The sequence below is a fragment of the Caulobacter sp. SSI4214 genome, from assembly GCF_012184455.1.
In the GTDB taxonomy this organism is placed as follows: Bacteria; Pseudomonadota; Alphaproteobacteria; order Caulobacterales; family Caulobacteraceae; genus Caulobacter; species Caulobacter vibrioides_E.
Window position 1 is genome coordinate 1 of record NZ_SZWJ01000006.1, and the last position, 20,085, is coordinate 20,085.

General features: G+C 64.6%; 26 protein-coding genes. 4 read left to right on the top strand and 22 right to left on the bottom strand.

What is annotated here, in order from left to right:
* Nucleotides 1–1,546, bottom strand: a 1,546-nt coding sequence (locus FCU40_RS02870; protein ID WP_168072783.1) for a phage tail length tape measure family protein, incomplete at its 3' end; no start/stop codon positions are given.
* Nucleotides 1,547–1,651: 105 nt separating this feature from the next.
* On the opposite strand from FCU40_RS02870, the gene FCU40_RS02875 reads away from it, so the two are divergent.
* Nucleotides 1,652–1,900, top strand: coding sequence for a hypothetical protein (locus tag FCU40_RS02875; protein ID WP_168072785.1), 249 nt, complete (start codon nucleotides 1,652–1,654; stop codon nucleotides 1,898–1,900).
* Here FCU40_RS02875 and FCU40_RS02880 read toward each other — a convergent pair.
* From FCU40_RS02880 to FCU40_RS02965, 18 genes are all read right to left on the bottom strand, one after another.
* Nucleotides 1,897–2,199, bottom strand: coding sequence for a hypothetical protein (locus tag FCU40_RS02880; RefSeq protein WP_168072786.1), 303 nt, complete (start codon nucleotides 2,197–2,199; stop codon nucleotides 1,897–1,899). The two genes, FCU40_RS02875 and FCU40_RS02880, sit on opposite strands and share 4 nt — an antisense overlap.
* Before the next feature lie 113 nt (nucleotides 2,200–2,312).
* The gene (locus FCU40_RS02885) at nucleotides 2,313–2,765 is read right to left on the bottom strand and encodes a hypothetical protein (RefSeq protein WP_168072788.1); all 453 of its coding nucleotides are present in this window, start codon (nucleotides 2,763–2,765) and stop codon (nucleotides 2,313–2,315) included.
* Between the two features lie 118 nt (nucleotides 2,766–2,883).
* Nucleotides 2,884–4,101, bottom strand: a complete 1,218-nt coding sequence (locus FCU40_RS02890; protein WP_168072790.1) for a phage tail tube protein — start codon at nucleotides 4,099–4,101, stop codon at nucleotides 2,884–2,886.
* An 86-nt stretch (nucleotides 4,102–4,187) separates the two neighbouring features.
* On the bottom strand, nucleotides 4,188–4,619 hold the full coding sequence (locus tag FCU40_RS02895; RefSeq protein WP_168072792.1) for a phage tail terminator-like protein: 432 nt from the start codon (nucleotides 4,617–4,619) through the stop codon (nucleotides 4,188–4,190).
* Complete coding sequence (locus FCU40_RS02900) at nucleotides 4,616–5,041, bottom strand: hypothetical protein (RefSeq protein ID WP_168072794.1); 426 nt, start codon at nucleotides 5,039–5,041, stop codon at nucleotides 4,616–4,618. Before FCU40_RS02900 ends, FCU40_RS02895 begins: the two co-directional genes overlap by 4 nt.
* A gap of 35 nt (nucleotides 5,042–5,076) precedes the next feature.
* On the bottom strand, nucleotides 5,077–5,481 hold the full coding sequence (locus FCU40_RS02905) for a hypothetical protein (protein WP_168072796.1): 405 nt from the start codon (nucleotides 5,479–5,481) through the stop codon (nucleotides 5,077–5,079).
* The gene (locus tag FCU40_RS02910; RefSeq protein WP_168072797.1) at nucleotides 5,478–5,969 is read right to left on the bottom strand and encodes a DnaT-like ssDNA-binding protein; all 492 of its coding nucleotides are present in this window, start codon (nucleotides 5,967–5,969) and stop codon (nucleotides 5,478–5,480) included. Before FCU40_RS02910 ends, FCU40_RS02905 begins: the two co-directional genes overlap by 4 nt.
* Before the next feature lie 4 nt (nucleotides 5,970–5,973).
* A complete protein-coding gene (locus FCU40_RS02915; RefSeq protein WP_168072799.1) occupies nucleotides 5,974–6,315 on the bottom strand; it encodes a hypothetical protein in 342 nt (113 codons plus the stop codon).
* 55 nt (nucleotides 6,316–6,370) lie between these two features.
* The gene (locus FCU40_RS02920) at nucleotides 6,371–7,435 is read right to left on the bottom strand and encodes a major capsid protein (RefSeq protein ID WP_168072801.1); all 1,065 of its coding nucleotides are present in this window, start codon (nucleotides 7,433–7,435) and stop codon (nucleotides 6,371–6,373) included.
* Nucleotides 7,436–7,447: 12 nt separating this feature from the next.
* Entirely contained in the window at nucleotides 7,448–7,897 is a 450-nt protein-coding gene (locus FCU40_RS02925; RefSeq protein ID WP_168072803.1) for a hypothetical protein, read from the bottom strand.
* Nucleotides 7,898–7,900: 3 nt separating this feature from the next.
* Entirely contained in the window at nucleotides 7,901–9,025 is a 1,125-nt protein-coding gene (locus tag FCU40_RS02930) for a hypothetical protein (RefSeq protein WP_168072805.1), read from the bottom strand.
* Between the two features lie 14 nt (nucleotides 9,026–9,039).
* Nucleotides 9,040–10,452, bottom strand: a complete 1,413-nt coding sequence (locus FCU40_RS02935; RefSeq protein ID WP_168072807.1) for a phage portal protein — start codon at nucleotides 10,450–10,452, stop codon at nucleotides 9,040–9,042.
* Between the two features lie 9 nt (nucleotides 10,453–10,461).
* A complete protein-coding gene (locus FCU40_RS02940) occupies nucleotides 10,462–11,928 on the bottom strand; it encodes a PBSX family phage terminase large subunit (protein WP_168072809.1) in 1,467 nt (488 codons plus the stop codon).
* A complete protein-coding gene (locus FCU40_RS02945) occupies nucleotides 11,906–12,367 on the bottom strand; it encodes a DUF2280 domain-containing protein (protein ID WP_168072810.1) in 462 nt (153 codons plus the stop codon). The genes FCU40_RS02940 and FCU40_RS02945 overlap by 23 nt, the downstream gene beginning before the upstream one ends.
* A gap of 15 nt (nucleotides 12,368–12,382) precedes the next feature.
* Nucleotides 12,383–12,997 (bottom strand): putative metallopeptidase, encoded by a 615-nt coding sequence (locus tag FCU40_RS02950; RefSeq protein WP_168072812.1) that lies wholly within the window; start codon nucleotides 12,995–12,997, stop codon nucleotides 12,383–12,385.
* Between the two features lie 43 nt (nucleotides 12,998–13,040).
* Nucleotides 13,041–13,589, bottom strand: a complete 549-nt coding sequence (locus FCU40_RS02955; RefSeq protein WP_168072814.1) for an HNH endonuclease signature motif containing protein — start codon at nucleotides 13,587–13,589, stop codon at nucleotides 13,041–13,043.
* A 156-nt stretch (nucleotides 13,590–13,745) separates the two neighbouring features.
* Complete coding sequence (locus FCU40_RS02960; protein ID WP_168072816.1) at nucleotides 13,746–13,967, bottom strand: hypothetical protein; 222 nt, start codon at nucleotides 13,965–13,967, stop codon at nucleotides 13,746–13,748.
* A gap of 484 nt (nucleotides 13,968–14,451) precedes the next feature.
* Nucleotides 14,452–15,354: a helix-turn-helix transcriptional regulator gene (locus tag FCU40_RS02965; RefSeq protein WP_168072817.1), complete on the bottom strand. Its 903-nt coding sequence runs from the start codon at nucleotides 15,352–15,354 to the stop codon at nucleotides 14,452–14,454.
* Here FCU40_RS02965 and FCU40_RS02970 point away from each other — a divergent pair.
* The 3 genes from FCU40_RS02970 (at nucleotide 15,344) to FCU40_RS02980 (ending at nucleotide 18,121) form a co-directional block, all read left to right on the top strand.
* A complete protein-coding gene (locus tag FCU40_RS02970) occupies nucleotides 15,344–15,625 on the top strand; it encodes a hypothetical protein (protein ID WP_168072819.1) in 282 nt (93 codons plus the stop codon). The genes FCU40_RS02965 and FCU40_RS02970 overlap by 11 nt on opposite strands.
* A 232-nt stretch (nucleotides 15,626–15,857) precedes the next feature.
* Nucleotides 15,858–16,514: a hypothetical protein gene (locus FCU40_RS02975; RefSeq protein WP_168072821.1), complete on the top strand. Its 657-nt coding sequence runs from the start codon at nucleotides 15,858–15,860 to the stop codon at nucleotides 16,512–16,514.
* 851 nt (nucleotides 16,515–17,365) lie between these two features.
* On the top strand, nucleotides 17,366–18,121 hold the full coding sequence (locus tag FCU40_RS02980; RefSeq protein WP_168072822.1) for a hypothetical protein: 756 nt from the start codon (nucleotides 17,366–17,368) through the stop codon (nucleotides 18,119–18,121).
* Between the two features lie 128 nt (nucleotides 18,122–18,249).
* On the opposite strand, the gene FCU40_RS02985 is transcribed toward FCU40_RS02980, so the two are convergent.
* Genes FCU40_RS02985 through FCU40_RS02995 form a run of 3 tightly spaced genes read right to left on the bottom strand, consistent with a single transcriptional unit; the run spans nucleotide 18,250 to nucleotide 20,084 of the window.
* Nucleotides 18,250–18,942 (bottom strand): hypothetical protein, encoded by a 693-nt coding sequence (locus tag FCU40_RS02985; protein WP_168072823.1) that lies wholly within the window; start codon nucleotides 18,940–18,942, stop codon nucleotides 18,250–18,252.
* A 21-nt stretch (nucleotides 18,943–18,963) separates the two neighbouring features.
* Nucleotides 18,964–19,326: a hypothetical protein gene (locus tag FCU40_RS02990; protein WP_168072824.1), complete on the bottom strand. Its 363-nt coding sequence runs from the start codon at nucleotides 19,324–19,326 to the stop codon at nucleotides 18,964–18,966.
* Nucleotides 19,326–20,084: a hypothetical protein gene (locus FCU40_RS02995; protein WP_168072825.1), complete on the bottom strand. Its 759-nt coding sequence runs from the start codon at nucleotides 20,082–20,084 to the stop codon at nucleotides 19,326–19,328. The genes FCU40_RS02990 and FCU40_RS02995 overlap by 1 nt, the downstream gene beginning before the upstream one ends.
* Nucleotide 20,085: the final 1 nt, after the last annotated feature.

Genomic DNA, 20,085 nt, shown 5'->3' on the forward strand with positions numbered 1-20,085 from the left:
CGCCCAGGCCACCGACGGTGAATCCCGAAGCGTCCTTTGGACGCCCCGCAGCTACGCTGTTCAAGTAGCCGCCTTCGCTATCGCGCTTCTGCTTATTGAAGTCGTCGACAGCTTTGATCGTGCCCTGCACGAAGTGCATGAGCTCGCTCAGTTCCTTGACGGTGGACTGGATCATGTCCGAGTTGGCGAGCGTGTCGAGGAAGTCGCTCCATGCGCCGGACAGGTCGCGAACGGACGATTGCCATGGTCCGCGCGCCTTATCGGCGGCATCATCAACTCTGGCGGCGAAGTCGGCGAAGGCTTCGGCCTGAGCTTCGGACGCCTTGCCGGCGTCGAACATCGCCTTGATGTGCTCGTACTGAGCGACGGTGAGGAAGTTCAGCTTCTCGTCGAGCTTCTGGACCGCCGAGAACCCGTTGGTGAAGGCCTCGGCGACGGCGTCTTGCGCGGACTTCACGTCCTTGAACTGGGTCGAGACCTCCGACAGCGACTTGGCCGCGATCGAATAGGCCTTCAGCTTATCGGCATCGACACCGGCGTTGACGAAGGTCGACAGGCCAGCCGAGGCGTCCTTAGCCGACAGTCCATAGCGGCTGAGTTCCTTCGACGTCGCCGCCAGGGCCTGGGCGTTGTAGTTGAGCCCGTCGACGTTCAGGGCCAACTCGCCCGTAAACGCGCGCACGGCGGCCTGATTTTCCAGGGCGCGCGTCGTACCGAGCGCCAGCACGCCGGCAACCGCCGCCAGGGGCGCCACGATCCCGATAATCGGGCCGACTTCGCCGGCGATACCGGCGAGCGCCGATTTCAGCGTTACGCCCCGCAAGGCGGCCTGCTGGAAGACGTCGGCGATCTGTGGGCCCTGCTCCACCAGGATCAAGAAAGGGTTCTGGTGGGTGGCGAGCTGAACGAAGACGTCGGACGTCTGCCGGCCAAGGTTCAGCATTTCATAGCCGAGCAGCTTGGCGCCGGCGGAGGCTTCCTGGTGCTGTTTGGTCTGGGTCGCCAGGCGCGCCGTCAGGATCTGCGTCGCCTGGGCGTATTTGTCGGTCGAAATCGCTCCGGCGTCGTAGAGCGACTTCGCCTCGGCGAGTTGCTTGTTCGTCTTCTCCATAGCCGCGGTCAACGGCGAGTAGCTGGCCGTCAGGGCATCGACACGGCGTTGCAGGTCGGTTTCGGCTTTCGTCACAGCCTTGGCCGCCTGCTCCTGTTCCTTGGCCAGGGCCTGGACCGCCTTGGCGTTCTGCAACAGCACCTTGGCGGTCGCTTCCTGCGACATGCGGAAGCTGCCGTCGGCGCCGGTGAAGCGGCCAAGAGCGTCCCGGGCCTGGACGTAGCCGCCGACCAGCCCATCGAGGCTCTTGGCCGCCTGGCTCGCCGCCGAGGCGGACAGGTCATGGCTCGTGGCTTGGGCGCGCGCGGCGGAGGAGGCACGGATAAACTGGTCCTCCGCCCCCTTGGCCGCCTGGGTCAGCGCGCGGAGCTTGGACTCCGCCGGGTCCGCCGAACGGACATCGATGTCCATGGTGAGGGTCGCGAGCGTTTCCATGCGGACCTCCGTTGGTTTGGCGGCGCGTCAAGAGCGGACGCGAAGTGGCGGAAAATTCTGGGTTTTCTCTCGGCGTCGTTGCAGCGCCGTGGTAGCGTCGCGGCTATGACTTTCCGCGCCGAAGAAATCCGGGTCGCAGCCGATGTGACCGCCGAGGAATGGGCCGACGGGCTTGTGGCGGCCTGCCCGACCTGCAAGCACCCCGAATGGTTTCACCCGGAAATGGTCGGCCCCGAAGGCGAGAACATCTGGTGCGCCGAGTGCGGCCAGGATTTCGGCTCGTGGGAGGAACTGCGGAGCCGACTCTTCGTCGGCCCCGCCATGCTGGCCAAGTCCCTCGCGGGCAAGGGCTAGACCTCTTCCTCTACGGGCGCTGCATCGCTTCGGGCGGACTTACTGTCCCGCTGGGCTGACATCGCCGCGACATAGGCCGCGTCGAGTTGCAGCAGCGCCCGCCGTTCCCAGGTCTGAAGGGTGATCCCCTCATCGCGTTCCCACTGGGCTATTTCCGACCGAGGAATGCGACTGATCGCCATGCCGTTGTTAGGCCTGGTGCAGGCGATCCCCTGGACCGGGTCGGCGAACCACTTCCAGAGATGGGCGACATGCGGTGAGAGCGTCGGCGGATTGAGAAGCCGTGCCCTAGCCTCCATGTCGCCACCCCTCGCCAGGGCCATGAGGTGGTTGATGTGCGGCGCGCCATCCGCCTCGGGCTTGAAGAGAGCGAACCGCTCGCGCGCGAACGCGAGCAGCCCGGCGACTTCACCTACAAAAAATTGGCGACCTTGCCAGCGTCGATCATGACCTGCTTACGCAGGGTCTCGTTGCGACTGACCAGGCGGAGCGCCGCCTCCTTGGAATAGGGTTCGGCGATGCCCTCCCAGCCGACCAGGCGCGCCGCCGCGCGACGATGGATGTCGGCCACATCATCCTGAGTGGGACGGAAGACCGGCTCGGCGGGTTTGCCCGTGAGCGCCGCCTGTTCGGCTTGCGCGACAGCCCGGATCGCGGCCGCTCGGCGCTGCTCGTCGGAGAGCTCGGTCTCGAAAGCGGAAACCGCCTCGCTCTCGTCGCCGATGATGTGCAGCACCACGCCGCACGCAGGGCCCTTGGTGGGGTGGTTGAAGGGCGACTTGAAGATCCGGCCGCTGGCGGTCGAGAAATCGAGATCCTCGAGCGTCATCAGATTGGCCGGCTGGGTGGCGGTGTCCTTGGTCATGATCGGTGTCCTTGAAAAGGACGGCCAGGCGCGACCTGGCCGTTGAGTTGGGAGGTGGGGGATTGGTCGCTGAACAGCCCGCGACCAGAGGCGTCCGCCGAGGCGGATTGCTTCAGGCCTACGGAGCCTGGCTGTCCTGGATGGACACGATGGTCTGCCAGTTCGGCAGGGCCGCGCCGCCGGTGGCGGGGATCTCGGCGACCCAGTTATAGGTCAGGATGATTTCCTTGGCGCCGCCGTCGTCTTCGTCGTCGGTGAAGATCTGGATCGAGTTGACCACGATGCAGACGAAGTCGCTGGCTGCCGTGCCATCGACCGGAATGGGGATGATCAGCGACACGTTGCTCTGATTGTCGCGGATCGTCTGCAAAGCGGTGTTGCTGAACTTCGCCGTGATCGTGCCCGAAACGTCGATCACACCGACCACGTGGCCCGAGCGGGCCTGGGAACCGACTTCGGCCTCGCCCGGCTGGATATTGCCGTTGATGGTCATCGACAGGCTGGTGACCGGCGTGACGATCCCGTTGGCGATAACCTTGGCCTGGGCGTCGGCAAGAACCGCAGTCGTCGTGGCCGCGGTCGGCGAGGTCAGAACTTCCGTCGTGCCGGTGGTGCGCGACAGGCCGGCGATGTCGAACGATACCGTCGGGTTGCCCGTGGCGGGAACTTGGATGGCGGCCTGACTGACCTTGCAGTCCGGATAGACGCGCGAGGCCGGAACGTCGGGATACCAGACCTCCCAGGTGTAGAAGGTGTCGGTGTGACCCGAGGTCGGGACCCAGCACTTCTTGCCGGGAATGGTCAGCGTCGCGCCAGTGACGGCGGTCGCCTCGACGACCATCGCCACGCCGTTGAGCGGAATGACGGTGATCCCGAGCGCGGTAACGGCCAGAACCAGGACGTTCTTGTTCAGGTTGGCGGCATTAAAGCTGCCGGCGGTCAGGCGGACCACGTCGCCGACCTTGATCCCGTCGGTCAGGAACGAACCGGCCGCGCGGGTGATGATCCAGGTCTGGCCCGACGCGGCGATCGTGATCGACATGCCGGTGATCGCGGTCGTCGCGACAAAATCTTTGCGAAGCAGTTGGGCCAGTTCCGGGACATAGGTCGCGGGCGAGAGCAGACCGTCGACCTTGCCGTTGGTGCTGTAGGTACCCTCGGTGTCGCCCGTCGATTGCATGTGGTCGACGATTTCGGCGTTTTTGAAGGTGTCGGACGCCTTCTTGAAGACGGCGTTGGTACGGCGGATGAGCTGGCTGCCGCTGGTTTGCGGCGTGCCTTGCACGGTCTGAATGGCGCGCTTGATGCGCTTCTTGACGCCCTGGGCGTTGGCCATCGTGGCCTCCTATGTCGGGGGTGGGGGACATGCGGCGACGCCCGGCGCATGTCCGGCGGCGTCAGGTCTGGCGGCCTATTGGCCGGTCAGTTCGGGAGCTGAGCGTTGAAGAAGACGCGGACGGGCACGACGTAGCGGCCATCGGCGTCGGGATAGCCGGCCAGGATCTGCGGGGTCTGGCTGATGTTGGTGGTGATGCCATCGGCCGTGAAGCTGGACGGACACCTAAAGGCGGATCGGATGGCTCGGGCTCTGATCAGGGCCGCGCCGGCTCCGGCTCCGCCCGGGTACCTGAGAAGGATTTGGAGATAGCCGGTCTGAAGGAAGGTCGAAGCGCCCTTCTCGACGTTGCCCGGCGTCGCCCAGGCATAGGTCAGTTCCTGATAGGCGATCGTCGGCGCCGGCGCGGCGAAGTCCACGTTCTCGCGCGCCGTGCGGTTGTCGTACATGTCGGCGTCGACCGTGCGGAGCTGCGCTTGCAGCGCCGTCATGATCGCGACCTCGGGCGTCCCGCTCATACTTCTTGAGGGGCCCTGGCCCCAGACTTGGCCCGCTCGACAGCGACGCCGAGCAAGCGGCTGAATTCGAGCGACACCGGGCCGACAACCCCATTCGGCGCACCATGCGCCCATTTCTCGAATTCGATGCGGAAGGCATACGGCGCGGCGTTGCTGAAGACGTAGCGATGGCCCAGCGGATCGGTCGGCACACGATCAAGGCCAGAGACGAAGAACGAAGCGGTCCGATCCGGGTCAAAGCCTCCCTCGACCGCGTCGATCCCCAGGCTCCAGTTCGACTTGAACGCGCCGGGCTTGTAGTCCGCCGGCGGCTTGCGCTTCCAGAGCTCGGGCTGGCCGATCGGCGAGGCTTCGATCGTCTCCTCGCCGACCAGTTCGACGAGGGCTCTGGCGGTTTCCCGCGCGGTGTCGAGGAAGGCCATCCCGGCGCCGGCGACAGTATCAGCAAAGCCCATCATCACCCCCGTAGCTGCAAGGTGGCGGAGATCAGCAGGCCCGACGGCTTCTTGGGCTGGCATCGGATCGCCGAAACGACCCGGCCATCGGCGAAGGTCAGCGTTGAGCGGGGCGGCAGGACGTTGGGAAGCGTGAGGTCCGCGCCGGTCGTGGTCACGGGCGAGAGGACAAATTCGCTGTCGCCTTCCAGGATCGACTTGCCGTCGATGCGGCGGACGTCGATGCCCTTTTCCACGCCGCTGCACTGCTGAACGACGGTCTGGGCCTGACCTTGGGTCTGGGTTGCCTCGTCGAAGGCGCCGGGCAAGGTGTAGGTCAGCGTAACGACCTGGCCCTTCCCGCCCTGGGCGATGGGGGCAAGCTGGCGGATCGCCAGGGCCCGGCCGCGATCATAGACCGTGCTCATCCGAGCGACATGACGCCCAGGGCCACGGCGGGCACGACATAGACGAAGGCGGCCAGCAGGCCTTCGACAGCCGGAATCGACACCTTGGCGTCGGCCGCCGCGTCGCCGGTCGAGAAATATTCGGTCTCCTCGTCGACCGCGCCCTCGATGCGCTCGCGCTTGCGCTTGACCCGAGCGTCGGTCGACGCGGAGGTCGAGAGCGCGCCTGGGTTCAACGCCTCATAGTAGGCCGCCGCATAGGAGGCCTGGACAATCGCCACCGGGATCACGTCGCTAGGGACGGGCTGATAGTTCGCGGTCGCGCCGGTGCGGGGCCATGCCCGCTCCTGCATCACGCCGCCGGTCGGGGCGCCGGGGAAAGTGTGCCCGTCAACATGCACACTTCCCCTCTGACGCAAGGCCGCCGGTGACGGCGCGCCTGCCGGCAGGCTGAAGCCGTTATCGGACAGCCATGCGGCGAAGCCCGCGTCATCACCATAGCCGGCCATGGCCTTACGAGTCCGCCTGCACGAAGGCGGCCTTGTCGGTGTCGCTCATGGCATTGAACGCATCGGCGTCCGCCTGGCGCATGGCCTTGCCGACCGCGTTACCGGCCGCGTCGAAGACTTGATACCAGCCGGGCGAGTCGTCCTTGGCGCGGGCCACATAGGGCGCGCCGGCTTGGGAAACATCGCTGGCCGGATTGACGATGAGAACCGGCTCACCGTCATCGCCGATCGGCATAAAGCGTTCGTCGATGCCCTTCGGAGCGGCAGGGAGGCCTTTGATGACCGTGCCGATGGGGTATTCGCCGTCGGCGCCATAGACGCCGCCGGCCGTGATCTTGATGTCCATGTTGGATCTCCAGCAGGAACGGCCCCGCCCCTTTCGGGGCAGGGCCGCCGCCGCGTTAGAAGTTGACCGAGTAGAGGACGGCGGTCCGGCCGTTGTAGTCGGCGCGGATTTCCAGGCCCATCGCGCCCATGACGAGGAAGTTGTAGTCGTCGGTGGGGTTCTGGCGGGCCTGGGCCGTGGTGTTCATGGCCATGCCGATCAGCGGGCGGATGTACTCGGCGTTCGGAACGAAGCCGAAGAACTCGTTGCCCGAGAGTTCGAACGAGACCGTGATTTTGTTGATCCGGCGGTTCGTCAGCAGGTAGGCCAGCAGCGTGCCACTTTTGAAGCCGGACGAGCCGGAATAGGAGCGGTCGAAGCTGCGGCCGATTTCCGGCGAGACGTAGAGGTTGACGCCGCCGCTGATGAAGTTGTCATCGAGCAGCTTGCCGACCTTCTGGGTGAAGAAATTGTCGATGGCGTCGCAGGTCGTCGCGGTCGAGGTCAGGTCGATGTTGTTGCCGCTGGCGCCGACGTTGATGGCCTTCGACAGCGGGTTGGTGCGGATCCCGTAGGTCTTGTAGCCCTTCACCGACATGTTGGCGTCGCCGTCCAGGGCGTAGCGGGCTTGGTCTCGCTTCAGCTTGGCGGTCGTGGCCTCCTGGTCGTCCGACAGAGCGTCGAAGTTCTCGCTCTGCAGGGTGTTCCATTCCCGCCATTCGCGGCCATAGCCGTCGGCGAAGATCGGGACCGGCGTGCCGCGATAGACGTAGACCGTCTTGTCCATCGCCGTCGGCACCTTGCCGCTCATCGAGCGCGTGACCGGGTTGGCGGTGTCCGAGGCGACGCGGGTCAGGTGGACCAGCTTGCCGATGTCGATGGCCTTGGCCAACGGCATCAGGTCGGTCATCCAGGCCTGGCCTTCATCCGAGCGCATGACGCGGCGGGTGATGTTGTCCATTTCCAGCCAGGCGTCGCGCGGAAGGACGCCGGCGCTGTTGGCGACGACGCCGTTGGCGCGGAGAACCTGGGCCATGGCGGTTTCGGTGTGGTGGAACCAGGCGCGATGCGCGCTCAGTTCACGCCACCATTGCGCGTGCTGGCGCGAGTTGGCGACGAGTTGGGAGTCGAAATAGCGCATGTCCGGCCCTCCTTACGGCACGGTGCCCGTGGCCGGACGGGCCAGGACGAGTTGGCTGGAGCCGGTGGTGTTGTTGTAGGTCTCCTCGGCCCAGAAGAGGATCTGGTGGCCCGAGGTCGCGCCCTTGGTGAGGACGCCGGCGCCGTTCGAAACCAGGGGGTCGCCCTTGGCCAGGTTGTTGCCGGTGGCGACCAGCACATAGAAGAGCAGGTCGCCATGAGGGATCAGGCCGATGCCGGTGTCGTTGGCGGCGACTTGGACGTCGACACCTTCACAGGCCAGATAGTTATCCTGGAGGACGCGGATGCGGCCCCGGCCGCCGGCCGTGTTGTGGGCGATCCACTTGCCCGAGCCGAGCAGGATGATCGAGCCGGGCGTCAGGGCGACGTTGCACGGCGCCTCCTCGACTTGAACGTCGAGCTCGCAGGGCGGACCGGCGAAGATCTTGTTGTAGCGGCCCATGGGTTATTCCCCCTTCGGCAGCTGGAAGGCGCCGGCTTCGTCGCTGTTGGCCTGGAAGCCGCCGCCGAGCGGGGCGGCGACGCCCGACTTGATGTTGGCGGCCAGGGTGCGCAGAGCCGGCAGAGGCACCAGCGCCGCGGCGGCCTCGTCGAGGACGTTGGCCTTCAGGACCTTGTCCGTCAGTTCCTTGCGCTCGGCCTCGTCCTTGGCCTTTTGCTCGGCCGCGTTCGCGGCGAGCTGGTCGGTCAGGGGCTTCAGGGCGTTGGCCAGCACGTCGCCCAGCGCCTTGGTGATGTTTTCGGGGATCTTGCCGACGCTGTCCGAGAGGGTCTTAACCTCCGCGGAAAGCGCGTCGACCTGCTCTTTCGAGACGGTCATCTCGTCTTCCTTTTCAGTCACAGGGGTTTCCCGCTCGGCGCCCAGAAGGGCCTTGGCAGCGGCTTTGAAGCGCTCGGAAAGAGGCGTGCGCTCACGCTTCTCCAGAGCACTGGCGACGGCGAGCACCGCCAGTTCCAGGTCGCGCTCGCCCTCGGCGAGCACGGAATTGATGACCTCGACGTCCTCGGTCTGGCCTTGGGCGTTGACCATCATTCCGACGCCTTGGTCGGGAGTGGCGGCGCCCGGCTCATGGAGCAGGATGGCGTCGTGATCGAAGTTCAGGTCGCGGGCGACGAACCGATAGGCATTGCCGGCCGGCGCCGCCTCGAGGTTGGCGAACACCCCCGTCGAGGTGTGGACCGGCTCGCCCTTGTCGATCGCGCCGAGCACCGCCCGGCCGCCCGCGCTCTCTTGGGCGCGGGCCACGTCGATGACCTTGTCGAGGAACACGCGACCGTTTTCGCGCCGGACGTTGGTGTTGTAGGCGCCGATGAAGCTTTGGTTCAGGCCTTCCGGATCGGTGGCGGAGATGAACCGGCCGTTGACGTTGGGATGGCCTAGCGGCGCGGGGGTGCGCTCCAGGGTCTTGAAGCTCTTGGCGATCTCGTCCGCCGGGTACTTGATCCCGTTCATCACCACGTCGTCAGGCATGGTGGCGCTCGGGACGATGACCACGTCCCGGCCGTTCAGCTTCTCGCGGCGGATCGCGCCCGCTGCGTTGCAGCGGACGTGCACAAGAACGTGCTTCATGGGTTGCTCCTAGGCTAGGCCGCCATGGCCGGCGGCTTGGCCGTCGGATCGTTGGGCTTGGCCGGATCGGTGTTGGTGGGGTCGGCCTGGCCTGGGTCGGTGGCGACAGGCTTCTCAATCTTGGCGTCGGCGTCGCTCAGCGGCTCCATGTCCACCGCGCCGCGCATGTCGGTGACGGTGAAGATGCGCTCGCTGCTGGCGTCGGCCTGGGTCTTGTTGGCCGTGGCCATCTGGACGACGCGGGCCATTTTCTGTTCGGCCGTGGCCGCCGTAAGATCCTGCCAGTCCAGATGCCAGTCTCGTTCCGGGATGATGCCGAAGCGCTCCAGGCGGCGGACAAGCGTCATCGTGTTGGGAATGGCCGTATTGGTCCGGCGGGACATGTTGGTCCGGGCCCATTCGCCGGCGTCTTCGGTGCTGGCCCGCTCCCCTGATTGCGATCCGACCAGGATCTTCATGGGCATGGAGAAGTTGGCTGCGATGCCCTGGACCGGGAGGCTGAAAAACTGTTCCGGCGCAGCCGGGAGCGTCACGGCCAGCGACTTGGCGGTCATCCCCTGAATCATCAGGAGCTTGTCGAAGCCCTGCTGCCAGCCCTCGACCTGGTCGTTCATCTTGTCCATGAGCTCTTCGGGCTTCACGCCCATGAGCTTGGCCATCTCAAGGAGCTTGGCCTCCTTGTCGACCTCCAGGATCGGCGCGGACTTGGCGTTCTTCCAGAAGCCCTCGGCGCCACCGCCGCGCACCTTCTCGGCGTCCATCAGGTCGTTGTAGCAAGCCTCCAAGGGGGAGCGGCCGTTCAGCGTGCCGTCTTCGGACCAGATGACCACGCGATCGGGATGGACGACAAGATTGCGGGGCTGGGCCGCGCCGGGCACGGCGGATTCCGCGAAGCTGTACATCAACGGCTGGCCGAAGGTCAGGGAATTGGGATCGGTGTCCCACTGATTGACGGTGAGTTGGCCTTCCCAGGCGGGGATCAACTCGACAAGGGCGTCGAGGCCGCCCGCAACGGAGTCGACCGGCTCGTCGAAGCGCTTGCTGTCGGCGATGCGGAGGATCACACCGGCGTAGCGGCCGACCAGGGCGCGGCGGTCGGCTTCGGCCAGGCGCTGCCAGAGGCGCAGGTCATCGAACTTCTGGCGGATCAGCGCCTCGCGCCGCGTCTCCGCCTTGCCCGTCTTGCTGCCGTCGCGGGCGAATTCCTGAAGGAGCGGGTTAGTCTCCCACGTCTTCTGAACGGTCTTGTTGACGGCGGCCTTGGCCAGGCTGTTGCGGCAATAGGCGCTGTAGAGGAGATCGAAGGTGACGGCGGTCGGGTAGCCGAAGTCGGCATAGTGGTTGTGCTTGGCCCCATCGAAGAACCCGGGGAACATCGTGGCCAGGCGTCGCGTCACCGCGTTGGTCATGAAGTCGAGCATCGACATGTCGACCTCCTATCGGTGGCGCTTGCTGAGAAGCATGGCGGCCTGGGCCCCGACCTCGCGGCGGGCGAACGCCATGATGAAGGCGTCCGCCTTGTTCGGAGAGGAGACGTCCCGCTTGGCGAGATCCTTCTTACTCTCGACCTTGACCTTGCCCTTGGCATCGAAGTCCCGCAGCGGCGTGCAAAGCTCGTCGATCAGGGCGTCTAGGTGCGGTAGCTCTGGGCTAAGCGAAATGATCTGCGAGGGATCAAAGGCCATGCCGTTGCGAACGGCGTTGAAGGTGGCCCGGAACATGCCGGCGACCTCCCACCAGACCTGAGCCTTCAGGTTCGAATAATAGTCGCCGTTGATCGGACTTCCGGGGTTGGACGGGTCGACCATCTTGTCGGGGTCGAGCACGCCGCCGCCGGCGTTGAACTTGTGGTGCTGAACGTCTGCCTCGGTGAGGCCGTTCAGGTCGTTGAAGTGGCCGCCGGCGAACGCGCCAACCCCGATCGAGTCGTACATCACTTCAGCGTCGGCCATGCGGGCCATGGCATGAACGCGAGCTACGGACTTGAGCAGCTCGTCTTCCCTCGCCTTCCACTCGACCAAATCGACGGCTTCGATCCCATGGCGCTCAACAACCGCGCACGGGTCGCCAGTATCACCGACGTCAAAGCCAATCTGGCGCTTGCCGCGCGCCTGGATAAGCGAAAGCCGCCCCTCGTCCATGAGGTGCTTCTTCGCGCCGATTGCTGCCAGAACCCAGGAGCGCTTGATGACGGCTCGGTCGTCGTCGTCACGCGGCTCACCCAAGTAGATGTGGCGGAACTCTTCGGGATCCTCGGCTTCCTTCTTCGCGATCACCTTGCGGATGGTGTTCGAAAGGAAGGGGTTCTCGACGTAGTTGATCAGGCGCTTGATCGTGTCGCCGACCACGCCCTTCACGGCGCCGTCGATGACAGTGTTGGGCGTGCCGGTGACGAACTTCTTGTAGACGAAGTCGCTGGCGAGGCGCGGGTTGAAGATGATCCAGAACTGGGAGCCTTCCTTGCGGACGGTCGGTTCCAGGATTTCCCATTGGGCCTCGGTGAGGTTGTGCGCCTCCTCGATCCAGCAGATGTCGATTCCTTCGAGAGACTTGATCTCGTCGATGTGGCGCCAAAGGCCGTAGAAGATGAACTCCGAGCCCGTGGTCTTGTGAGTGATCTTGTTGTTGGTGATGTCGAATTCGGCGCGGAGGCCAAAGCGTTCGATCTGCACCTTGAGGAGCGTGTAGACGCTCTCTTCGATCTTGTTCTGAAACTGTCGGGTGCAGAGGAACCGCACCTTGTAGTTTGAGGCCAGGAAGATCGCGAAGCCCGCGGCGTCCCACGACTTGGAAGATGATCGCCCGCCAAGAAGGACCCGGTTGCGCGCCGGGATACGCCAAAAGCTCCGCAGAGCCGGGTTTAGCGTCGCCCTTAGCGGATCACGACCCGCTATTTCCGCCATAGAAGTCGTCCAGGGTCTTCGGCGTCGTCACCGCCACCGCGCCCTGAAGGATCCGCGTGTTGGTGTAGGCGTTGCCCATCTCCTTGGCCGCCTGCTCGAGCAGGTTCGCGGCCAGGGCGATGTTGCCTTGCCTCTCGGATCGCTCGGCCATCCGCTGGAGCATCCGCAGGCGCGTCGCCTTGTGAGAGATCCCGATGGTGGCGGTCTCTTCCGTGAAGGCCTTCCGAGCCTCGTTGAACAGCGCCACCCACTTCGCCGAGAGCTTAGCCCCTGCCCTCTTGGTGGGATCATAGCCCTCGATGCTCTGAGGGGTGATGACGAACCCGAATTCCTTCCTGACAGCCTCTGCGACCACGGACGGCGCGTCGAAGCACGCCAGGGCCGTCACTACGAACGCGCGGGCGGCGTCATTAAGCTTGGGCTCTCCCTTACCAGCCATCAGGCCCTCCTCAGGCTACGCGGCCAGCCGAACAGCGCACGATCCACAGGCGGCGGCGATGCTGGCTTGCCCGATCGTCGGGCCTTCCTTGGCGGCGTCGATCATGGCTTGGACGTTGCAGCCGACAGCGCCATAGCGACGGACGACACCAACGAATTCTTGGACGTCGTGAGCGCGCAGGCCGAACTTGGGCCGCCCTTCACGCGTGAACTTCAGGCCGCCGAACTCGTCGCGCTCCTGGCCGGCGTGGGACAGCTCATGCTCGACCAGGGCCATGAACTCGAGGTCCGAAGCCTGGGCGCAGTACGGCGCCGACAGAGTGATGATGAAGTCTGGCATGTCGCCGAACCAATCGGTGATCTGTTGGATGGCGCGGGCCCTGGCCCACTTGCCCATGACGGCTGGCGGCATCAGCTCGCATTGGCCGATGACGGCCAGGCCGCCTCGGGCGTTCGGAACGCTGGTCCAGAGGAAGCCGATCTCAGCGTCGGAGAGGTGTGCGTGCTCCTCGTTGAACAGCGGCGAGCCACCGTCGAGGAAGGTATCGCGGACCCATTCGGCCAGTTCGGGGGAAGGCAGAAAGGCCGGCCCCGTAGGGTCCAGCATCTCAGCCGGTGGATGAGGTCGCATGTCGTGACCTCGCTTTCTCCGTATCCGCGCCAGCCTTCGGCGGCTACGCGGCGTTGGATTGCCCATGTCGGGCGGTGAAGCCGAACTTCTCGTTGGCGGCAGCGCGGGCCGCAGCGGCGGCCTCCTTCGTGTCGAAAAGGCCAAGGTGGCGCTTTCGCCCATCGGCCTTAAGCTCGGCACGCCATTTTCGACGAGCGGGCCACCAGTAGACACCGGTGATGCCCGTCGTGTTGTTGCTCTGCATCTTCGCATTGCGCTGATTGAGCGCGATCGTGACCTCCCGGAGATTTCCAGGTCGGTTATCCAGCTTGTCGCCGTTGATGTGGTCCACCTGGTGGTTCGGCCAAGCGCTATGGATGATTGCCCAGGCGACGCGATGGGCGCTGACATGCTGACACCAAACCATTCCGGTCCGATAGCCTTCGCTATTGACGGCGGTGAGCGCTTCCTTGCCGCAGAAGTTCGAATGCCAGCGCTTGGCATCGCCCTCGCTCTTGAACATCTCAGTCGGGCGCGGGAGCCAGTACAGCTTACCCGTCTCGGGCTCGTAGCGGAGCAGGCGCGCCACATCGGCCGCACTGAGGTTGGTCACGGATGGCCTCTGTAAATGGGCGGATCGGTCTGGCTAGAACGGCCCGAGGGCCTTAGAGGTAGAATCGCTGGATTGAGCCGCGCCGATGAGCCCGGCGATCATGGCCATGAGGAACGCCGCGATCACGGCTCCGGCAATGATCTTGGCGGCCATGGTTCAGGCCTGGGGATAGGCTTCCGGGGCGGCCTCGGGCGCGACCTCGGCGACCGGCGCGGCTTGGGCGGGGGCCTGGGCCGTCCTGCTGATCTCCACGCTGATCACGCCATCGGCCTGGATATAGGAGGCGGTGGCGCTGCCAACGGCTCCGAGGACGGCATAGACGGCGGCGGTGATGATGGCGGGGTCGTTCGAAGTGACCTTAGCGAAGGTGTCGGCCATGGGGGTTCTCCTGGATGTGGGCTTCGCGCCAGGCCCCGCCCTCTGATCAAGGGTGCTGCTGTAGCTGCTGGCGGGCAGCGCGAAGGGGGTCTGCGACAGCGGCCGGAATGGGACCGTCCCTACCGTGCCGTTGATCCCCGCCCTCCTGCCACCGCTGCCGAAGCCGTCGGACATACGCCCGACACGGGGAGGACTCGACGGGGCGGCCCCTGACCCCACGTCCCGTGGTCAGGCCTATGGCCGCTGCCGCAGATGGTGGAGCGAGGCCAGGGCCTCGCACCCCAGAAGCCGCTGGGCGGCCCTCACGGAGACTGGATTGCCTCTCCGCCCGTGGCGCCCCGTAGGGTTGCGCTCTTGGATCGGTGACAGGCGGCGGGCACGAAAAAGCCCCGGCCAATCGGTCGGGGCTGGTGGCGCAACTGCGCTGTTTGAACTTTCAGTAGTTTTCGCCCTATTCGCTAGGCCTGTCAACTTAGCGAGGCGATCACCCATGCTTGGGCAAGACAGACGATAGTACATGGACCCCGGCGAGAAGCACGCCCATGGCAAAAGCCGTTAGGACCATGACAGCTGCGATGAACGCCAATCGAAAGCCTAGGCCTAGCTTGTTCGATCCGAACAACGCCTCGAAGTGAACGTCACGTCCATCGCCATGCTGGCTATGAAGAGGATCTCGCGCATCACCAGGTCGCTCGGCTTGAACGAAGGCTGCCTGCGCATGGCTAATAGGAGGCCCGACCCTGTTAACGCCCCAGCCCGTATCCGCGGAAGGTTCTTGCGCTGACGCATGGCCTAGGCCGGAGTCGAAGACCCGGCGTGCTGCCTCGTACCGGTCGACAGCACCGAGGCGCCGGCGGGCCTTGTCGAGATGCCAGTCGACAGTGTGCTTGGAGAGGCCGAGCTCGCGGGCGATCTCCTTGGAGCTCATGTGGCGATCGACGAGTCGAAGGCACTCCATTTCCCTTGTGGACAGGCGTGACAATCCCTCAACGCTAGCAACAGCGGGACCGCCAAACGTCAGGACGACGTCCTGCCCTTGCCCAAGCTGCTCGCCAAAGGTCCTTCCGCCGCCAGATCCGGTTGGGTTGCCGCCGTATGGCACCCACGACGTCCACCCCTGCTCTCCTTCATCCTCTTCGTGTTCGAACTGTGGTTTGAATTCCCGCCTACTCAGCGGCCTTTTCGCGGCAACAGGTTCAACTGGTGCTTTTGTTTGAGCATCGCTTCCCTCGATCCTTTTGCTGGCGGCCTCCTCATCGCTCTTGCGAGCTTGCTCTACTTCAACGACCGAGTGAGCGAGTAGCCGGTCATAAGCCCGCTGCGCAGCCAAATATCTGACCTGCGCATAAGCAAACCATCCGCCGGCGACGGCTAAGATGATGTACATCCATGCGTATATTGAGCCTAACGACACGCTATCTCACCCATTTGGCGAACCAGACCAGAAGGCCTTGGATCGACAGGCAAATAACTATGATGGCGTCACCAACAAGCGTCGCATGTTCATGCCTCACAAGCGGAGCCAGGAACGCGGTCGTGGTCAGCGCGAAGGTCCACGTCTTCAAAAGATCAAGAGCAACGATGCGCCGCTTGTCAGCAATTTCAAGTTCTGCGGCCCTCGCCTGCAGCTCATCGCTATTCATCGATACGCCCTCTGACGACAACCTATCCAGGCTGGCGGCGAGCGCAACACCTTAAGGCGTTTCCAAGTGCAGCGTGACAGGCTTCATCAGGCGTCACCTAGCCGCCCTCTCCTTCCCGGATACTGAGCTGAGCCCCTTATCCCAGAATGGGTGATCCCCCTCTCCTTCCTAGAGGCTGAAGGGCGAAGACGTGATTTGTGCGTTGTGCGAGCGTGAGCCATAGTGCCTTCGCTAGAGCTTGGAGCCTATGAACGCACCGTTGAACTGGTCAGACATCGCGAGCGCGGGCGGATTTTCGCCCGTCGAGGTCGCGCGCCTGATCAACGTGCCGATCTCCACACTGCGCTCCTGGCTACACGGCGCAAACCCAGTCATCGTTCCAGACTACGAGCCGCTTAACGGGCGACTGTTGATGTCCTTCGACGCGTTCGTCGAGGCCCGTGCTATTGCCTATTTTGCTGAGGAGTTGCCTCTACAGCGCTTGCGCGAGATCATGCGCGAGTTTCGAGCTGTCACCGGAGAGCGCCACCCGCTGGCGAAGGATCAGCAGTTTGTCACTGACAAATTCCGCATCCTTGAGGTGGTAGGCGACGCGTATGTGAACGTGGTCAATCAGGTGTATGCCGAACCGACCCTGATGGCGCCGGCTCTGCGCGGCCAGGTCGTGTGGGACAACGGCGCTGCACGCTATTTCATGCCTGACCCGAAGAACCTGCCTCTTGTTCGCGTTGATCCGCGACATGCGTTTGGGAGGCCAGTGATCATCGAGAATGGCCGAGTGGTCACGACGTCAGCCCTTGCGGATAGCGCCGAGGACGAGGGCATGGAAGAGGCCGCGGATTGGTTTGAAGTCTCCTCCGAAGCTGTCCGCCAAGCTCAGCAGTTTGAGAACCGCGCCGCGTGATTTTCGTCAGGTTTGACGAGAATATGGCCCCAAAAATCGGCCGCTGTGTCGAGCTGATGAAGTCTCGACGAGACCTGGTAGTGGAGTGGCCAGCCGCCGATGGCTCCCTGGGTGCCGCAGACGTACACTGGCTTCAAGACTTTGGTGCCCGGGGCGGCAAGAAAGATCGCCGAATAGCGATCTCTGCTGACGGCTTCGTCGATGCTGAGCGAGCCGTGGCCGAAGCGGCAGGCGTCACGGTGTTCTACACGCCCTCCGTCCGCTATTGGCGTCCACTGAGGCGCGCTGGGCAAGCAGCATATGTGCTTCGTTGGCTAGACCGGATCATCGAGCTCGCCGAAGCCTCCGAGCCGGGCGTTCAGTTCGCGCTGCCGGCGACCTTTAGGACAACGGCGCAGGTCCGGGCCTACAAGCCAATCGTTGGGCGGAGATCTCGCCGAGGGTCTCAGTTACGGAGGAAGCCGCGCCCAAAGCCCACACCGTTGTTCGACGGGTGACGCACCCACCCTAACCGGTGGGGCTTTTGATTCCGCCCATCCAGCCCGGCCCAGCGCCCCCTCCCGCACCCGCTCGACCTCAAGAAGCTGGCCGCCGCCCTGGTCGACGAACACCATCCGATCGACCAAGCCCACCGCGCCGGCCGCGCGGTCCGATCAGGCTCCAGGCTCGTTGCGGCCGGGCGCTTGTTCCGGGCCTGGCAAAGCCGCCACCTCGCCAGATGCGGAGGGCCTGCACCCGCCGAGTTCAATCTGAAGCCCCCCACTAGGTTGACCCGAGCCTCACTAAGTTGGAGCGTCCGTTCGACATGGGGGTAATTAATGAATTGCTCGAGGGCCCTCGCGACCGCGCTCGTGATCAACGCGGCCATTGCCTTGAATTCGCATGCCCAGTTGGGCGAGCATAAAGTTCCTGGTCCTGGCTATCGGGGCAAGGAGGTCAATGACAGTCCTCGCCGAACCGAGCCGAAGAGGACTGAACCTCACAGGAACGCCATTGGGGAATCCAACCCAACAACACCTCCTAGGCCGAAACCCAAGTCTGGTCGGGCACCGGCGCGCGTTTCGGCCTCTACAGACGACGTTAACGAGCAACTGGGCATTGCCTACGAAAACCTGCGTCAAGCGCTCACCCCGCTCCAGCGTGAAGGGATGGGTATAGGCGCGCCTTCAGAGCACGTGTCTGCCAAGATCATTGGAGGCATCGATACTCTCTTGAGGATAGGTAACTTTTTTATCGGCGCCGAACTGGCCAAAAACGCCTATGCGCAACAAGAACTCTACCGAAGCAAGCTCTCGATAAAAGAGAAGGGGTATCTACTGATCTCCCACGAAGGCGCTGGCCAAACTAAAGCAACACCCGTGAAATCGCTGGATGACAAGCCGCTAGATTGGGATCCAAAGAGAATGGTCATCGTCGAGGTGACGGGCCTTGATGCGGATTCCAAGGCCCTGCGCGACACGATGTATAATGGCCTCCAGCGCAAGTACGATGACCTCGAAGCGGAGCGTCACAGGCCTTCCCCTGGCCCTCCGGTTCGCATTGAGCCGCCAGCGCCAAAGCCGCGGCCTTGTAGCGGGAAGGCGTGTAGCCCGAGGAGCGAGCGCTGAAGCCGAGTTGACACTGCGCCGCCGGTCAGCCACGCCAAAACCGATAGATCCTCAAGCAGGCGCGAGCAAAGTCCGCACCGGGTCCGAAAGCGGTCGACTGTCCGATCGCCGGTTCTGGACCTCGCCGGTCACGCTGCGCTTTCAATGATCACCGGCGCAGTTGATTGGCGCCTGGCAGCCTTCCGATGGGCGGCAACGGCATCCAAGCCGGCCTCGAGCAGCTTTCGTCGACGACGGTACGGCGTCGCCTCCAGCACTTCTCCCCTCGCCCGCTGCACCAACCACGCCGGCCAATGTCCAAGCACCGCGACCGAGAACAGCTCCCTCGCCTGCTCCGGCTTAAGCGCGGCCCAGATCTCGCGAAGCAGGCCGGGGACCTGGGGCAGCGGGCTCGTTGTTGGCGCCGGCGACGACGGACGCGCCGACATCACCACAGCGTCGAACAGACGGTTCACGTCGGCCGACGGCATATTGGCCCAGTTTAGCTTCTCTCCGATCAGCGCGCGGTCTTCCTTGGACAGAACGCCAAGGTCAGCCGGATCGCGAGACACGGACATCACCGGGAAGCGGATCCCGCGATAGAGCCGCACGAAGAGTTGGGCGGCGTCGTAACGCTCTTGGGTCAGCCAGCCGCGCGCCAGGGCTAGGTCGAGAGGGTGCTCGGTCTTGGACAGGTCGACGGTGTCGCCTTCCTTGGCGCCCAGGAGCGCCCGGCGCATGGCGATGATCCTAGCATTGGGCTTTGCGGGTTTAAGCTTGCCAGAGGGGTAGCGGTCGCCGGTCTTGCGGGGGCGGCCGTTCTTATGGGTGCGCTTGGTCATCATGTTCCCCGACGTCGTGGTTCAGGTGTCGCCCGGCCGGGCTTCGTAGTGGTCAGCCAGCTTGGTGCTGGCGGTGAGGAGGAGATCTTCCATGGAAGCCTTGGTCCGGCCGGCCGCCGTGGCGATGTCGGCGATCGAGCGGCCCCGGGCTACGAGATCCAGGATGGCGACCTCGGTCGGCGCCAGCGCGGCGCGGGCGGCCTTCAGGCTGTCCTGGGCGGTTAGGCGGTGCATCGGCCTGCCGTCGAGCTGCAGGATCTCGAAGTCACGCACGTAGACCTTCACAGCACTGACCTGGCGTGGGTCGATGGTGCTGGCGGCCGGGGGCACGCTGGTGGCGGCCAGAGCGCGCTCGCGCTTTCCGGGACGGCGACGACCTACCATCAGACGAATGCCGAGCGCTGACGCGCGGGGGGCGGCTTCAGGTCCTCGCCCAGCGGCATTGGCAGCGCCGGCGCAACGCCCGCCTCGGCTGCATCAAGTTCCGCCAGCGCGGTCTCCAAACAAGTGCGCCCTTCGAGGGTCATGTAAGCGTGGCGGTGCGTGCTCTGCAGGTCGTCGAACTCCTGTTTGCACGCCGCGATAAAGGCCGCCGGCGCCGGCAGAAATTCGTGTGCCGGGTCGCGCATGATCCGATCGCAGGCCAGGGCGACAACGGCGGCGGAATAGCCGTCGACCTCGCAAAGGTGCACTAGGTTCTCGCGATAAGTCGTCGGGCTGTGCGGCCGTGCATTCGGGAAGCTGTCGATCATGCGGCCGATGATGATGCCGCTGCGATTGCGGCTGGGATCGCCACTCCAAGCGGCCTGCATCGTGCGGACCACGGCTTCGGCGTCGCGGCGCGGCATGATCTTGGCGAGGGACTTCTGCCAGTACTCGCGCTGATCTCGACGCCGCTCCTCTGGAACCTCGGCGACGAACTTCTCCGCGACGAAATTGCGAGTGCTGTCCCGCGCTCGGATCGCTTCCCGGAACCCCTCGGTGTCCTTGAACCAGGCCGCCCTCGCCTGCCGAACCGGCGCGACGCAAAGCCGATCGATCTCGGCGATCTGGTGGGCTCTTTTCTGGCTCTCGGTCTGATTGGCCGCGATCGGGGCCGTCATGGCCTGTTCACGCCCGGAAGTGCTGGCGACTTGGGTCATG

Excerpts from the sequence above, each read along its gene's own strand:
- FCU40_RS02905 (WP_168072796.1), bottom strand. The coding sequence starts at position 5,481 with ATGAGCACGGTCTATGATCGCGGCCGGGCCCTGGCGATCCGCCAGCTT.
- FCU40_RS02985 (WP_168072823.1), bottom strand. The coding sequence starts at position 18,942 with ATGACCAAGCGCACCCATAAGAACGGCCGCCCCCGCAAGACCGGCGAC.
- FCU40_RS02925 (WP_168072803.1), bottom strand. The coding sequence starts at position 7,897 with ATGGGCCGCTACAACAAGATCTTCGCCGGTCCGCCCTGCGAGCTCGAC.
- FCU40_RS02885 (WP_168072788.1), bottom strand. The coding sequence starts at position 2,765 with ATGACCAAGGACACCGCCACCCAGCCGGCCAATCTGATGACGCTCGAG.
- FCU40_RS02990 (WP_168072824.1), bottom strand. The coding sequence starts at position 19,326 with ATGGTAGGTCGTCGCCGTCCCGGAAAGCGCGAGCGCGCTCTGGCCGCC.
- FCU40_RS02950 (WP_168072812.1), bottom strand. The coding sequence starts at position 12,997 with ATGCGACCTCATCCACCGGCTGAGATGCTGGACCCTACGGGGCCGGCC.
- FCU40_RS02915 (WP_168072799.1), bottom strand. The coding sequence starts at position 6,315 with ATGGACATCAAGATCACGGCCGGCGGCGTCTATGGCGCCGACGGCGAA.
- FCU40_RS02900 (WP_168072794.1), bottom strand. The coding sequence starts at position 5,041 with ATGGCCTTCCTCGACACCGCGCGGGAAACCGCCAGAGCCCTCGTCGAA.
- FCU40_RS02975 (WP_168072821.1), top strand. The coding sequence starts at position 15,858 with ATGAACGCACCGTTGAACTGGTCAGACATCGCGAGCGCGGGCGGATTT.
- FCU40_RS02895 (WP_168072792.1), bottom strand. The coding sequence starts at position 4,619 with ATGAGCGGGACGCCCGAGGTCGCGATCATGACGGCGCTGCAAGCGCAG.
- FCU40_RS02965 (WP_168072817.1), bottom strand. The coding sequence starts at position 15,354 with ATGTACATCATCTTAGCCGTCGCCGGCGGATGGTTTGCTTATGCGCAG.
- FCU40_RS02970 (WP_168072819.1), top strand. The coding sequence starts at position 15,344 with ATGATGTACATCCATGCGTATATTGAGCCTAACGACACGCTATCTCAC.
- FCU40_RS02920 (WP_168072801.1), bottom strand. The coding sequence starts at position 7,435 with ATGCGCTATTTCGACTCCCAACTCGTCGCCAACTCGCGCCAGCACGCG.
- FCU40_RS02930 (WP_168072805.1), bottom strand. The coding sequence starts at position 9,025 with ATGAAGCACGTTCTTGTGCACGTCCGCTGCAACGCAGCGGGCGCGATC.
- FCU40_RS02910 (WP_168072797.1), bottom strand. The coding sequence starts at position 5,969 with ATGGCCGGCTATGGTGATGACGCGGGCTTCGCCGCATGGCTGTCCGAT.
- FCU40_RS02875 (WP_168072785.1), top strand. The coding sequence starts at position 1,652 with ATGACTTTCCGCGCCGAAGAAATCCGGGTCGCAGCCGATGTGACCGCC.
- FCU40_RS02940 (WP_168072809.1), bottom strand. The coding sequence starts at position 11,928 with ATGGCGGAAATAGCGGGTCGTGATCCGCTAAGGGCGACGCTAAACCCG.
- FCU40_RS02935 (WP_168072807.1), bottom strand. The coding sequence starts at position 10,452 with ATGTCGATGCTCGACTTCATGACCAACGCGGTGACGCGACGCCTGGCC.
- FCU40_RS02960 (WP_168072816.1), bottom strand. The coding sequence starts at position 13,967 with ATGGCCGACACCTTCGCTAAGGTCACTTCGAACGACCCCGCCATCATC.
- FCU40_RS02945 (WP_168072810.1), bottom strand. The coding sequence starts at position 12,367 with ATGGCTGGTAAGGGAGAGCCCAAGCTTAATGACGCCGCCCGCGCGTTC.
- FCU40_RS02880 (WP_168072786.1), bottom strand. The coding sequence starts at position 2,199 with ATGGAGGCTAGGGCACGGCTTCTCAATCCGCCGACGCTCTCACCGCAT.
- FCU40_RS02995 (WP_168072825.1), bottom strand. The coding sequence starts at position 20,084 with ATGACCCAAGTCGCCAGCACTTCCGGGCGTGAACAGGCCATGACGGCC.
- FCU40_RS02890 (WP_168072790.1), bottom strand. The coding sequence starts at position 4,101 with ATGGCCAACGCCCAGGGCGTCAAGAAGCGCATCAAGCGCGCCATTCAG.